The 14,184-nt window shown below is 64.6% G+C and carries 8 protein-coding genes; 3 read left to right on the plus strand and 5 right to left on the minus strand.

The features are described 5' to 3' along the window. Positions 1-290: 290 nt before the first annotated feature. From CCOS191_RS08070 to CCOS191_RS08085, 4 genes are all read right to left on the minus strand, one after another. The gene (locus CCOS191_RS08070) at positions 291-1,619 is read right to left on the minus strand and encodes an MFS transporter (RefSeq protein WP_046854741.1); all 1,329 of its coding nucleotides are present in this window, start codon (positions 1,617-1,619) and stop codon (positions 291-293) included. A 46-nt stretch (positions 1,620-1,665) separates the two neighbouring features. Next, entirely contained in the window at positions 1,666-2,859 is a 1,194-nt protein-coding gene (lhgO, locus tag CCOS191_RS08075; protein ID WP_046854742.1) for an L-2-hydroxyglutarate oxidase, read from the minus strand. 102 nt (positions 2,860-2,961) lie between these two features. Then, positions 2,962-3,672 (minus strand): FadR/GntR family transcriptional regulator, encoded by a 711-nt coding sequence (locus CCOS191_RS08080; RefSeq protein ID WP_046854743.1) that lies wholly within the window; start codon positions 3,670-3,672, stop codon positions 2,962-2,964. Between the two features lie 123 nt (positions 3,673-3,795). Continuing rightward, positions 3,796-4,149 carry a hypothetical protein gene (locus CCOS191_RS08085; RefSeq protein WP_046854744.1) on the minus strand — a complete coding sequence of 118 codons (354 nt, stop codon included), beginning with the start codon at positions 4,147-4,149 and terminating at the stop codon, positions 3,796-3,798. Positions 4,150-4,439: 290 nt separating this feature from the next. Here CCOS191_RS08085 and CCOS191_RS08090 point away from each other — a divergent pair, with 290 nt between their 5' ends. Next, a complete protein-coding gene (locus CCOS191_RS08090; RefSeq protein ID WP_046854745.1) occupies positions 4,440-9,305 on the plus strand; it encodes an NAD-glutamate dehydrogenase in 4,866 nt (1,621 codons plus the stop codon). A gap of 371 nt (positions 9,306-9,676) precedes the next feature. Here the strand turns inward: CCOS191_RS08090 and ppsR are convergent, their stop codons facing one another. Next, the gene (gene ppsR, locus CCOS191_RS08095; RefSeq protein ID WP_046854746.1) at positions 9,677-10,495 is read right to left on the minus strand and encodes a posphoenolpyruvate synthetase regulatory kinase/phosphorylase PpsR; all 819 of its coding nucleotides are present in this window, start codon (positions 10,493-10,495) and stop codon (positions 9,677-9,679) included. 178 nt (positions 10,496-10,673) lie between these two features. Between ppsR and ppsA the strand changes: the two genes are divergently transcribed. Together ppsA and CCOS191_RS08105 are read left to right on the plus strand one after the other, a co-directional pair. Next, entirely contained in the window at positions 10,674-13,049 is a 2,376-nt protein-coding gene (gene ppsA / locus CCOS191_RS08100) for a phosphoenolpyruvate synthase (protein ID WP_046854747.1), read from the plus strand. Positions 13,050-13,185: 136 nt separating this feature from the next. Then, positions 13,186-14,178, plus strand: a complete 993-nt coding sequence (locus CCOS191_RS08105) for an alpha/beta fold hydrolase (RefSeq protein ID WP_046854748.1) — start codon at positions 13,186-13,188, stop codon at positions 14,176-14,178. Positions 14,179-14,184: the final 6 nt, after the last annotated feature.

A 14,184-nucleotide genomic window follows, 5' to 3' on the forward strand; every position in this document is an offset into this window, starting at 1 on the left:
GCTCCATTCATCCGGCCCTCCGCTTCGCTCCGGGTCCCCTCACTCCGGCCTTGCTCCCGGGAGGACCGCGCTGAACGCCCCATCCTGGGGCGCAGCGCTTGACGGGCATCCATGCCCGTCACCTCCCTCCGCAAGACCTGCGTTCGGCCTCCTGAAGTCGCGAAGTTACGGGCGGCGCCTGAACTGACGCAGCTGTCGCTAGGGACTACGCAGTTAATCTTGCGATCAAGATCAAGATCAAGATCAAGATCAAGATCAAGATCAAGATCAAGATCGGATCGTGGCTTTGTTTAGTTCTTCGCCTTCGAATGCCGCCACCCTTGGTCAAAGAACGCAAACACCACCACCAGCACCCCGGCCACCGCCAGAATCATCGCCACGCCATCGGTGGAATGAGTCGCGGAACCTGCCACCAGCGCCAGCCCACCCAACGGCGCCAGGCCGCCTGCCACCGCGGTACCGACCTCTCGCCCGGTGCCGAACCCGGACGAGCGCGTCTGCGTGGGGAACTGCCGGCTGAGGAACGACCCCTGCGGGGCAAACATCATCGGCGCCAGGATCCCGGTGCCCACGGCGATGGCCAGGTAGATCATCATCGGCTCGCCAGTCGACAGCAGTTGCAGGAACGGGAAGGCGAACAGCGCCGACAGCACGCCGCCGAGCATCAGCACGGTCTTGCTGCTCCACTTGTCGCACAGCCAGCCGAAGAACGGCACGGCGAAGATCGCCACCAGGCTGGCCAGGGTCACCGACAGCGAGGTGACATGCGCCTCGACGCCCTTGAACTGGGTCAGGTAGGCCAGCGAGAAGGTCTTGAAGATGTAGCTCAGGGCGTTGTAGCCCACCGCCACGAAGAACACCACGGCCAGGCCCTTGAGGTCGTTCCTGAACAGCAGCTTCAGCGGCGACACCTGCGGTTTGTCATCGGCCTTGTCCAGCTCCTTGAAGTCCGGGGTCTCGGGGATGCTCTTGCGCACCCACAGGCCCACCGCCACCAGGGCGATACTGGCGATGAACGGGATGCGCCAGCCGCCGGCCAGCAGGAATTCGTTGCCGTTCATGGTCAGCAGGTACACAGTCAGCGACGACAGCAGCAGGCCCAAGTTCAGCCCCAGCGCCGGCCAGGCGCCCTGGCTGCCGCGCTTGCCTTCGCTGGCGTGTTCGTAGGAGGTCACTGCCGCGCCGGACAGCTCGGCACCGGCGCCCAGGCCCTGGATGATGCGGATGATCACCAGCAGGATCGGCGCCCAGATGCCAATGGTCGCGTAGCCGGGGATCAGGCCGATCAGCATGGTGCACAGGCCCATCATGCAAAAAGTGATCACCAGCACATGCTTGCGCCCGAAACGGTCGCCCAGGTAGCCGAACAGCACGCCGCCGAACGGGCGGGCGATGAAGCCGATGGCGAAGGTGGAAAACGCCAGCAGCGAGGCCACCGCCGGGTTGCTCGGGTCGAAGAAGATCTTCGAGAAGACGATCGCGGCCATGGTCGCGTAGAGGTAGAAGTCATACCACTCCAGCATCGAGCCGAAGATGGTCGCCGCCGCCACCTTGCGCAGGCGCTTGCGTTGCTGTTCGGGGGTTTCCGGCGCGGCCGGGGCCGTCTCGTATACCGACATCTGAGGTTTCCTTGTTGTCTTTGTAGTTGTGGATGCAGCAGGTACTTCAGCGGGCCTCGAGGATCTTTTCGGCGATCATCTGGCCGATGGGGATGGCCGAGGTGGCGGCCGGCGACGGTGCGTTGCACACGTGCACCATGCGCGGCGTCTCGGCGAACAGGAAGTCGTGCACCAGGGTGCCGTCGCGCATCACCGCCTGGGCGCGGATGCCGGCCTCATAGGGCAGCAGATCCTCGACTTGGAGCGACGGGCAGTACTTGCGGCACTGCTCCAGGTAGCCACGCTTGAACAGCGAGTTCTTCATCTCGGCGGTGCCGGAACCGAGGTTGTTCCAGATGGTTTTCCAGAAACCGGGGAAGCGTGCGTACTCGGCGACGTCGCGCCAGTTCACCGAGAACTTGCGGTAGTTCTCCCGGCCAAAGCCGAGCACCGCGTTGGGGCCGACGGTGACGCTGCCGTCGATCATCCGCGTCAGGTGCACGCCAAGGAACGGCAGCTCCGGATCGGGGATCGGGTAGATGAGGTGGTTGACGATCTGGTTCTTGCTCGCCGGCAGGCGGTAGTACTCGCCGCGGAAGGGGATGATCTGGTGGTCGATCTTCACCCCGGCCAGGCGCGCCAGGCGGTCGGACTGCAGGCCGGCGCAGGCCACCAGCTGGCGTGCGCGCCAGGTGTTGCCGTCGGTGCTGACCGCGACATGATCGGCATGCTCCTGGATGGTGCGCACGGCGGTGGACAGGCGCACTTCGCCCCCGGCCTGGCGAATCACATTGGCCATGGCGTCGCATACCTGCTGGTAGTCGACGATACCGGTGGCATCGAGGAACAGCGCGCCCTTGCCGACGATGTTCGGCTCGCGCTCACGCAGGGCGCCGGCGTCCAGGCGCTCGACCTTCAGGCCGTTCTGTTGCGAACGCTCGTACAGCGCCTGCATGCGCTGCACCTCCAGGTCGTTGGAGGCCACCAGCAGCTTGCCGCAGACCTCGAAGGCGATGCCGTGCTCGGCGCAGAAGTTCTTGGTGGCCTGGGCGCCGCGCTTGCACAGGTCGGCCTTGAGGCTGCCGGGGGCGTAGTAGATACCGGCATGGATCACGCCGCTGTTGTGGCCGGTCTGGTGGCGGCCGAGGCTGGCCTCCTTTTCCAGGATCAGCAGCGAGGCGCCGGGGCGACGGGTGAGCAGGGCCATCGCGGTGGCGAGGCCGACGATGCCGCCGCCGATGATGCAGTAGTCGTAGGTCATGCAGGGTACCTTGGAATTCTTGTCGGTGAATCTGCTTATCAGGTTGTCAGACTAAGTAGTGCGCGTAAAAGCCTCGCCAGGTCGCGATAAGGTTCTCCGGGGTCAGTCGAGGTCGGGGAGGTCGAGTTTCAGGCGCTTGGCCGAGGCGCGCAGGTGGGCTTCGGCGCAGGCGGCGGCCGCATGGCGGTCACCGTCGGCAATGGCCTGGTACAACGCCCGGTGCTCACGCAGGGCGTCAGCCGAGCCGCCTACCGCCGGTGTGGCGGAGTTTTCCCAGGCGGTGCGGCGCGCGGCGGCCAGCTGGCCGCCGAGGAAATCGTGGAAGGCGACGAAGTAGTCGTTCTTGCCAGCGTCGGCGATGGCACGGTGAAAGGCCACATCGGCGGCCGCGGCGGTGGCAAAGTCGCTGCGCGGGTCTTCCATGGTGCCCAGGGCCGCGGCCATGCGCTGCAGGTCGTCGGCATCGCGGCGGCGGGCGGCGATGGCGGCGGCCTGGGTCTCGATCCACAGGCGCATCTCGAACATCTGCACCAGGTCCGGCTTGCGTCCGTTGCTGCCGGGGAAGCGGAACACAGTGCCGTTGGGGGTCTGCGAGATGTACGAACCGAGCCCGCGGCGAGCGATCAGCACGCCGTCGGCCTTGAGCTGCGCCACCGCCTCGCGCACCACCGAGCGGCTGACATTGAGCTGTTCGGCCAGTTGCTGTTCGGTGGGAAGACGCGACTCGGCGGCCAGGCGGCCGGCATCGATCTCGGCGCGGATGGCGCTGACGACGCGTTCAACGAGGGTGTCGGGGCGCTGGAGCTCTAGCATGGACGTGCGGGTGCCTATTGGTCAGGTTGTCAGACAATGCCTGCTCGCGCCTTCGGCTGTCAATGGTGCTGTGCCTTCATCGCGTAAGACTCAAGCCCCCGCGAGGAGGCCCGAATGACCGGTCTAGACCTCGGACACGAAGGTCCCGGTGCCGTCGAGGATGTTGCGCAAGGTCAGCGCCACTTCCTCCAGGTCGCTGCCCGAGGTGGTGAGGATGATCTCCAGTTCTTCGTCGCCCTTCAGCGCATCGCGATCCCCGGCCGCCACCTCGATCAGCAGGCGGGTGGCGCTCAAGGTCACTTTCAGCCCGTCCAGCGTCGATGGCTCGTCGTCCAGGGTCAGGTCGACGGTGTCTTCGTCCGGGTAGCGGGTCAGCAGGAACATCTGGCCCTTGTCGCTGTGGCAGCACAGGGTCGCCATGTTGTCTTCCTCGTCGTCGCAGGGGGTGGCGAAGAGCAGGGCGGTTTTCAATTGCATGGCGCACTCGGATCAATGGAAATGAAAAGGAATTCTGACAGCCTTGCGCACACTGATAAACGTAAAGTTACCGCGCATTGACCGAAATTGTCGCAGCGCTGCAAGCCCAAGTGACCGTTCAGTCGTTAAGCTGCCCTGTCGATGGGTTCCCGTAAAGGCACAGCCACCTGGCAGTCGCTTTTGCAGGCACCCAACGCTTCTGTCTTGCCACGGGTTGGCTATGGTTGATCCGTACAAGGCGCATGTACGCGACGCTTCACCTATAACAAAGCCCAAGCGGAGTACCACAGATGGCGTTCTTCACCGCAGCCAGCAAAGCCGACTTCCAGCATCAACTGCAAGCGGCCCTGGCGCAGCACATCAACGAACAGTCCCTGCCACAAGTGGCACTGTTCGCTGAACAGTTCTTCGGCATCATCTCTCTGGACGAACTCACTCAGCGCAGGCTGTCGGACCTGGCCGGCTGCACGCTGTCCGCCTGGCGCATCATCGAGCGCTTCGACGCCACGCACCCGCAGGTGCGGGTCTATAACCCCGATTACGAACGCCACGGCTGGCAGTCCACGCACACCGTGGTCGAGGTGCTGCACCACGACCTGCCATTCCTGGTCGACTCGGTGCGCACCGAGCTCAACCGCCGCGGCTACAGCATCCACACCCTGCAAACCACCGTGCTCAGCGTGCGCCGTGGCGCCAAGGGCGAGCTGGTCGAGCTGCTGCCCAAGGGCACCCTGGGCGAGGGCGTCAACCATGAATCGCTGATGTACCTGGAGATCGACCGCTGCTCCAATACCGCCGAGCTCAACACCCTGGCCATGGAGCTGGAGCAGGTGCTGGCCGAGGTGCGCGGCGTGGTCGCCGATTTCGAGCCAATGAAAGCCAAGATCCGCGAGCTGCTGGAACTGGTGGAGCAGAACGCCTTCGGCCCCGCGCAGAACGACAAGGCCGAGGTGAAGAGCTTCCTGTCGTGGCTGCTGGACAACCATTTCACCTTCCTCGGCTACGAGGAGTTCACCGTCGAGTCCGACGCCGACGGCGGTCACCTGGTCTATGACGACGCCTCGTTCCTGGGCCTGGCCCGCCTGCTGCGTGCAGGCCTGGGCGCCGATGACCTGCGCATCGAGGACTACGCCGTCGCCTACCTGCGCGAGCCGCGCCTGCTCTCGTTCGCCAAGGCCTCGCAGCCAAGCCGCGTGCACCGCCCGGCCTACCCGGACTACGTGTCGATCCGCCAGATCGACCAGGACGGCAAGGTGGTCAAGGAATGCCGCTTCATGGGCCTGTACACCTCGTCGGTGTACGGCGAGAGCGTGCACACCATCCCCTACATCCGCGGCAAGGTCGCCGAAGTCGAGCGCCGCTCGCACTTCGACCCGAAGGCGCACCTGGGCAAGGAACTGGCCCAGGTCCTGGAAGTGCTGCCCCGCGACGACCTGTTCCAGACCCCGGTGGACGAGCTGTTCAGTACCGCCATGTCGATCGTGCAGATCCAGGAACGCAACAAGATCCGCGTGTTCCTGCGCAAGGACCCGTACGGCCGCTTCTGCTACTGCCTGGCCTACGTGCCGCGCGAGATCTACTCCACCGAGGTGCGGCAGAAGATCCAGCAGGTGCTGATGGAGCGCCTGAAAGCCACCGACTGCGAGTTCTGGACCTTCTTCTCCGAGTCGGTGCTGGCCCGCGTGCAACTGATCCTGCGGGTCGACCCGAAGAACCGCATCGAGATCGACCCGCAGCAGCTGGAGAACGAAGTGATCCAGGCCTGCCGTTCGTGGCAGGACGACTTCTCGGCGCTGGTGGTGGAAAACTTCGGCGAAGCCCACGGCACCAACATCCTCGCCGACTTCCCGAAAGGCTTCCCGGCCGGCTACCGCGAGCGCTTCGCCGCGCATTCGGCGGTGGTCGACATGCAACATGTGCTCAACCTGTCCGAGGCCAAGCCGCTGGCCATGAGCTTCTACCAGCCGCTGACGCAGCTCGGTGAGCGCACGCTGCACTGCAAGCTCTACCACGCCGATACGCCGCTGGCACTGTCGGACGTGCTGCCGATCCTGGAAAACCTCGGCCTGCGCGTGCTCGGCGAGTTCCCCTACCGCCTGCGCCACGCCAGCGGCCGCGAGTTCTGGATCCACGACTTCGCCTTCACCTATAGCGAAGGCCTCAACCTCGACATCCAGCAGCTCAACGACACCTTCCAGGACGCCTTCGTCCATATCGTCAAGGGCGACGCCGAGAACGACGCGTTCAACCGCCTGGTGCTGACCGCTGGCCTGCCATGGCGCGACGTCGCGCTGCTGCGTGCCTACGCCCGTTACCTCAAGCAGATCCGCCTGGGCTTCGACCTGGGCTACATCGCCAGCACCCTGAACAACCACACCGATATCGCCCGCGAGCTGACCCGGTTGTTCAAGACCCGCTTCTACCTGGCGCGCAAGCTCACCAACGAAGACCTCGACGACAAGCAGCAACGCCTGGAGCAGGCGATCCTCACCGCCCTGGACGATGTCCAGGTGCTCAACGAGGACCGCATCCTGCGGCGCTACCTGGACCTGATCAAGGCCACCCTGCGCACCAACTTCTACCAACCGGACGCCAACGGCCAGAACAAGTCGTACTTCAGCTTCAAGTTCAACCCCAAGCTGATCCCCGAGCTGCCCAAGCCGGTGCCGAAGTTCGAGATCTTCGTCTATTCGCCTCGGGTCGAGGGCGTGCACCTACGCTTTGGCAACGTCGCCCGCGGCGGCCTGCGCTGGTCGGACCGCGAGGAAGACTTCCGCACCGAGGTGCTCGGCCTGGTCAAGGCCCAGCAGGTGAAGAACTCGGTGATCGTGCCGGTCGGCGCCAAGGGCGGCTTCCTGCCGCGTCGCCTGCCGCTGGGCGGCAGCCGTGACGAGATCGCCGCCGAGGGCGTGGCGTGCTACCGCATCTTCATCTCTGGCCTGCTCGACATCACCGACAACCTCAAGGACGGTGGCGTGGTGCCGCCGGCCAACGTGGTGCGCCACGATGATGATGATCCGTACCTGGTGGTGGCGGCCGACAAAGGCACCGCGACCTTCTCCGACATCGCCAACGGCATCGCCATCGACTACGGCTTCTGGCTGGGCGATGCGTTCGCCTCGGGCGGCTCGGCCGGCTATGACCACAAGAAGATGGGCATCACCGCCCGTGGCGCGTGGGTGGGCGTACAGCGCCACTTCCGCGAGCGCGGCATCAACGTGCAGGAAGACCCGATCACCGTGGTCGGTGTCGGCGACATGGCCGGCGACGTGTTCGGCAACGGCCTGCTGATGTCCGACAAGCTGCAACTGGTGGCGGCGTTCAACCACCTGCACATCTTCATCGACCCGAATCCGGATCCGGCTACCAGCTTCGCCGAGCGCAAGCGCCTGTTCGACCTGCCGCGCTCGGCCTGGAGCGACTACGACACCGGCATCATGTCCGAAGGCGGCGGGATCTTCCCGCGTAGCGCCAAGAGCATCGCCATCAGCCCGCAGATGAAGGAACGCTTCGCCATCGAGGCCGACCGCCTGACCCCGACCGAACTGCTGCATGCACTGCTGCAGGCGCCGGTGGACCTGCTGTGGAACGGTGGTATCGGCACCTACGTCAAGGCCAGCAGCGAAAGCCACGCCGATGTCGGCGACAAGGCCAACGACGCCCTGCGTGTCAACGGCAACGAGCTGCGCTGCAAGGTGGTGGGCGAGGGCGGCAACCTGGGCATGACCCAGCTCGGCCGTGTCGAGTTCGGCCTGAACGGCGGCGCCACCAACACCGACTTCATCGACAACGCCGGTGGCGTCGACTGCTCCGACCACGAGGTCAACATCAAGATCCTGCTCAACGAAGTAGTGCAGGGTGGCGACATGACCGAGAAGCAGCGCAACCAGCTGCTGGGCAGCATGACCGACGAAGTCGCCGGGCTGGTGCTGGGCAACAACTACAAGCAGACGCAAGCGCTGTCGCTGGCAGCCCGCCGTGCCCGCGAGCGCATCGCCGAGTACAAGCGCCTGATGGCCGACCTGGAGGCACGTGGCAAGCTGGACCGCGCCATCGAGTTCCTGCCCAGCGAGGAGCAGCTGGCCGAACGCCTGGCGGCGGGGCAGGGCCTGACCCGCGCCGAGCTGTCGGTACTGATCTCGTACAGCAAGATCGACCTCAAGGAGCAGCTGCTCAAGTCGCTGGTGCCGGACGACGACTACCTGACCCGCGACATGGAGACCGCGTTTCCGCCGTCGCTGGTCAGCAAGTTCGCCGACTCCATGCGCCGCCACCGCCTGAAGCGCGAGATCGTCAGCACCCAGATCGCCAACGACCTGGTCAACAACATGGGCATCACCTTCGTGCAGCGCCTGAAGGAGTCCACCGGCATGAGCCCGGCCAACGTGGCGGGCGCTTATGTGATCGTGCGCGACATCTTCCACCTGCCGCACTGGTTCCGCCAGATCGAGGCCCTGGACTATCAGGTCCCGGCCGAGATCCAGCTGACCCTGATGGACGAGCTGATGCGCCTGGGCCGTCGGGCCACCCGCTGGTTCCTGCGCAGCCGTCGCAACGAGCAGGACGCTGGTCGCGATGTTGCTCACTTCGGGCCGGTGCTCGCGCAGTTGGGGCTCAAGCTCGACGAACTGCTGGAAGGCCCGACCCGCGAGCGCTGGATGAACCGCTACCAGGGCTTTGTCGACGCCGGTGTGCCGGAGTTGCTGGCGCGCATGGTCGCCGGTACCACCCACCTGTACACCCTGTTGCCGATCATCGAGGCTTCGGACGTCACCGGGCACGATCCGGCGCAGGTGGCCAAGGCGTTCTTCGCCGTGGGCAGCTCGCTGGACCTGACCTGGTACCTGCAGGAGATCAGCAACCTGCCGGTGGAGAACAACTGGCAGGCCCTGGCCCGCGAGGCGTTCCGCGACGACATCGACCTGCAGCAGCGGGCGATCACCATCTCCGTGCTGCAGATGGCCGACGCGCCGGAAGACATGGACGCCCGCGTGGCCCTGTGGTGCGAGCAGCACCGGGTGATGGTCGAGCGCTGGCGCGCCATGCTTGACGACCTGCGCAACGCCACCGGCACCGACTATGCGATGTACGCGGTGGCCAACCGCGAGCTGGTCGACCTGGCGATGAGCGGTCAGGCGGCGGTGATTCCGTCCTGAGCCTTGCGCTGAAGTGAAAAAAAGCCCCGGCAGTGATGCCGGGGCTTTTTCATGGGGCGTGCGCGGAGTTTGTGGTGGTGCGCGAATCGAGCGCCGCCCGCGCGGCGCATCGCGGATAAATCCGCTCCTACATTCGTTGCAACGTACCGAACCTGCCAGGCCATGGTTGCCAGCCTTGGCGCAGGGCTTGAGACAGGCGAGGCGGCGGCAATGCCCACCGAAAAATCGCGTCGAGCGCACAAAGCTTGCAATCATGGCCTATCAGGCATGGCCACGTTGCAACAAATGTAGGAGCGGATTTATCCGCGATGCGCCGCGCGGGCGGCGCTCGGTCTCACTGGCGATAAAAATTTTGTGGCGAGCCCCTCGCGTTACTTGAACCGCCGCTCCACGCCTTTCTCCACCAGGATCTTCGCCGAAATCTCCTCCACCGAGAAATGCGTGGAATTGATGTTGGGAATGTTCTCCCGACGGAACAGGTTCTCCACTTCGCGCACCTCGAACTCGCACTGGGCGAAGCTTGCGTAGCGGCTGTTGGGTTTGCGTTCGTGGCGGATCGCGGTCAGGCGGTCGGGGTCGATGGTCAGGCCGAACAGCTTGTTGTGGTGCTTCTTGAGCACTGCCGGGAGCTGCAGGCGCTCCATGTCGTCCTCGGTCAGCGGGTAGTTGGCCGCGCGGATGCCGAACTGCATGGCCATGTACAGGCAGGTCGGGGTCTTGCCGCAACGCGACACGCCCACCAGGATCAGGTCGGCCTTGTCGTAGTAGTGGGTACGCGCGCCGTCGTCGTTGTCCAGGGCGAAGTTGACCGCCTCGATACGCTCCATGTAGTTGGAATTGCCACCGATCGAGTGGGATTTGCCCACGGAATACGACGAATGGGCGGTCAATTCCTGCTCGAGCGGGGATAAAAACGTCGAGAAGATGTCGATCATGAAGCCATTGGACGTGGCCATGACCTCACGGATGTCCTGATTGACGATGGTGTCGAAAATGATCGGACGCACCCCGTCGCGCTCGGCCGCGGCGTTGATTTGCTGGACCATGGCCCGGGCCTTTTCCAGCGTGTCGATGTAGGGGCGCGTGAATTTATTGAACGGAATGCTCTCGAATTGTGCGAGCAGGCTCTGGCCCAGCGTTTCTGCAGTGATGCCGGTACCGTCGGAGATGAAGAACGCGGTTCGTTTCATTTGCACCTGGGGGCCTTAAGCTGCCGAAGATTTCTGGATATGATAGGTTCGGTTTGCCGAACGCGGTTGCTCGGCATTCTCACTTATTTTCCAGGTCCAGGCCACAAGCGTCCGGCCCAGTCATTCAGGCAGGCGGGCGCCCTTGAGCTTTTCCAATACAGTTAGTGGAGAGATCACCTTGGTAGAGTACGTAGTTTCCCTCGATAAGCTCGGCGTCCATGATGTGGAGCATGTGGGGGGCAAGAACGCATCCCTGGGCGAGATGATCAGTAACCTCGCAGGTGCCGGTGTCTCGGTGCCGGGCGGCTTTGCCACTACGGCTCAGGCGTACCGCGATTTTCTCGAGCAAAGTGGCCTCAACGACCGCATCCATGCGGCGCTCGACGCGCTGGATGTCGACGATGTCAACGCCCTGGCCAAGACCGGCGCGCAGATCCGCCAATGGGTGATGGAAGCCGATTTCCCGGCGCGTCTCGATTCGGAAATCCGAACCGCCTTCGCCGAAATGTCCAAGGGCAACGACAACATGGCCGTGGCCGTGCGCTCCTCGGCCACCGCCGAAGACCTGCCGGACGCCTCCTTCGCCGGCCAGCAGGAGACCTTCCTCAACATCCGTGGCGTCGACAACGTGATCCGCGCGGCCAAGGAAGTGTTCGCCTCGCTGTTCAACGACCGCGCCATTTCCTACCGCGTGCACCAGGGCTTCGACCACAAGCTGGTCGCCCTGTCCGCTGGCGTGCAGCGCATGGTCCGCTCCGAGACCGGTACCGCGGGCGTGATGTTCACCCTGGACACCGAGTCGGGCTTCCGCGACGTGGTGTTCATCACCGGTGCCTATGGCCTGGGTGAAACCGTGGTCCAGGGTGCGGTCAACCCGGACGAGTTCTACGTGCACAAAAACACCTTGCAGGCCGGTCGCCCGGCGATCCTGCGCCGCAACCTGGGCAGCAAGGCGATCAAGATGGTCTATGGCGACGAAGCCAAGGCCGGTCGTTCGGTCAAGACCGTCGAGGTCGACCGCGCCGAGCGTGCGCGCTTCTGCCTGAGCGACGACGAAGTCAATGAACTGGCCAAGCAGGCTATGATCATCGAACAGCACTACCAGCGCCCGATGGACATCGAGTGGGCCAAGGACGGTGACGACGGCAAGCTGTACATCGTCCAGGCCCGTCCCGAGACCGTGAAGAGCCGCGCCAGCGCCAATGTCATGGAGCGCTACCTGCTGAAAGAGAAGGGCACCGTACTGGTCGAAGGCCGTGCCATCGGCCAGCGCATCGGCGCCGGCAAGGTCCGCGTGATCAACGACGTGTCCGAGATGGACAAGGTCCAGCCAGGCGATGTACTGGTCTCGGACATGACCGACCCGGACTGGGAGCCGGTGATGAAGCGCGCCAGCGCCATCGTCACCAACCGTGGCGGGCGTACCTGCCACGCGGCGATCATCGCCCGTGAACTGGGCATCCCGGCCGTCGTCGGCTGCGGCAACGCCACCCAGGTCCTGAAAGATGGCCAGGGCGTCACCGTTTCCTGCGCCGAAGGCGACACCGGTTTCATCTTCGAAGGTGAGTTGGGCTTCGACATCAAGCAGAACTCGGTCGATGCCATGCCGGAGCTGCCGTTCAAGATCATGATGAACGTCGGCAACCCGGACCGTGCCTTCGACTTCGCCCAGTTGCCCAATGCCGGTGTCGGCCTGGCGCGCCTGGAGTTCATCATCAACCGCATGATCGGCGTGCACCCCAAGGCGCTGCTCAACTACGCCGGCCTGCCGCCGGAGCTGAAAGAGAGCGTCGACAAGCGCATCGCCGGCTACAACGACCCGGTTGGTTTCTATGTCGAGAAGCTGGTCGAGGGCATCAGCACCCTGGCAGCGGCGTTCTACCCGAAAAAGGTCATCGTGCGCCTGTCGGACTTCAAGTCCAACGAATACGCCAACCTGATCGGCGGCAAGCTCTACGAGCCGGAAGAAGAAAACCCGATGCTGGGCTTCCGTGGCGCTTCGCGCTACATCAGCGAGTCGTTCCGTGACTGCTTCGAGCTCGAGTGCCGTGCGCTGAAGCGCGTGCGCAACGAGATGGGCCTGACCAACGTCGAGATCATGGTGCCGTTCGTGCGCACCCTGGGCGAGGCCAGCCAGGTTGTCGACCTGCTCGCCGAAAACGGCCTGGCCCGCGGCGACAACGGCCTGCGCGTGATCATGATGTGCGAGCTGCCGTCCAACGCCATCCTGGCCGAAGAGTTCCTCGAGTACTTCGACGGCTTCTCCATCGGCTCCAACGACCTGACCCAGCTCACCCTGGGCCTGGACCGCGATTCCGGCATCATCGCCCACCTGTTCGATGAGCGAAATCCTGCGGTGAAGAAGCTGCTGGCCAACGCCATCGCCGCGTGCAACAAGGCCGGCAAGTACATCGGCATCTGCGGCCAGGGCCCGTCGGACCACCCGGACCTGGCCAAGTGGCTGATGGAGCAGGGCATCGAAAGCGTGTCGCTGAACCCGGACTCGGTGCTCGAGACCTGGTTCTTCCTGGCTGAAGGCCAGGGCGCGGCCTGATGCGCTGAAGGCAACACACTGTGGGAGCGGGCTTGCCCCGCGATAGCGCCAGATGGGACAGCAGTGTCTGTAGGTCTGGTTCAATCGCGGGGCAAGCCCGCTCCCACGTTCATATCCTCTGTTTGTTTGTGAACCCATGCAAAGCAGCTCCACCCAATTCCCCGTCGCGTTGCTCAGTGCCGAGCGCCGCGGCGACCTCAGCGAAGACGTCTACCGGATCAAGGCCGGCAACAGCCCGGATGCGAGCGTGGAGCTGGCCGTCACCCGCCTGGGCCTGGCCGATCAGGACCGCGTCCAGGGCATGCCGGTCATTCTCCTGCACGGCAGCTTCTCCAACCGACGCTTCTGGTATTCGCCCAAGGGCATCGGCCTGGGCGCCTACCTGGCACGTGCCGGTTTCGATGTGTGGATCCCGGAGATGCGCGGCCACGGCCTGTCGCCGCGCAACCGCGACTGGCGGCAGAACCGCGTGGCCGACTATGCGCGCTACGACCTGCCGGTGATCGGCGCCTTCGTACATGAAAAGGCCGGGCAGGTTCCGCGCTGGATCGGCCACTCGCTGGGCGGCACCACGTTGGCGGCGGCGCTGGGCAGCGGCTATCTCGACACCGGCCTGGTGGCCAGTGCGGCGTTGTTTGGCACCCAGGTCAGCCGGGTTTATTGGCCGTTAAAAGTGCCACCGGTGGAGTGGGGCGCGCGCATGCTGCTCAAGCGCTTCGCGCAGATTTCCGGTTCGCGCCTCAAGCGGGGCCCGGAAGACGAACCCATCGGCCTGGCCCTGGAGAGCCTGCGCTGGAATGGCCTGTTCGGTCGCTTCGGCGACAAGGAGAAGGACTGGTGGGCGGGGCTGGCCGAAGTCGAGGTGCCGCTGCTGGCGGCGGCCGGAGCCGGTGACTTCCAGGATCCGGTGTGGGCCTGCCGCAAGCTGTTCGAGCAGTTTGGCGGTGATGCCAGACAGTTCCTGCGCCTGGGCCGCGAGGAGGGTTTCGAGGCCTTCGGGCATGTCGACATGCTGGTCAGCAAGGCGGCGCAGACCCAGGTGTGGCCGTTGGTGGAGCGCTGGCTGCGCGACCCCCTGGTAGCGGTGCATGCCTCGACGGTGGTGATGGAGCCTGTGGCTGCCAGTTGAAACATC

The organism is Pseudomonas sp. CCOS 191 (genome assembly GCF_001007005.1).
GTDB classification, from domain to species: Bacteria; Pseudomonadota; Gammaproteobacteria; order Pseudomonadales; family Pseudomonadaceae; genus Aquipseudomonas; species Aquipseudomonas soli.

Bases quoted from the DNA above. Each gene is read 5' to 3' on its own strand.
- CCOS191_RS08070 (WP_046854741.1), bottom strand. From the start codon at position 1,619: ATGTCGGTATACGAGACGGCCCCGGCCGCGCCGGAAACCCCCGAACAG.
- lhgO (WP_046854742.1), bottom strand. From the start codon at position 2,859: ATGACCTACGACTACTGCATCATCGGCGGCGGCATCGTCGGCCTCGCC.
- CCOS191_RS08080 (WP_046854743.1), bottom strand. From the start codon at position 3,672: ATGCTAGAGCTCCAGCGCCCCGACACCCTCGTTGAACGCGTCGTCAGC.
- CCOS191_RS08085 (WP_046854744.1), bottom strand. From the start codon at position 4,149: ATGCAATTGAAAACCGCCCTGCTCTTCGCCACCCCCTGCGACGACGAG.
- CCOS191_RS08090 (WP_046854745.1), top strand. From the start codon at position 4,440: ATGGCGTTCTTCACCGCAGCCAGCAAAGCCGACTTCCAGCATCAACTG.
- ppsR (WP_046854746.1), bottom strand. From the start codon at position 10,495: ATGAAACGAACCGCGTTCTTCATCTCCGACGGTACCGGCATCACTGCA.
- CCOS191_RS08105 (WP_046854748.1), top strand. From the start codon at position 13,186: ATGCAAAGCAGCTCCACCCAATTCCCCGTCGCGTTGCTCAGTGCCGAG.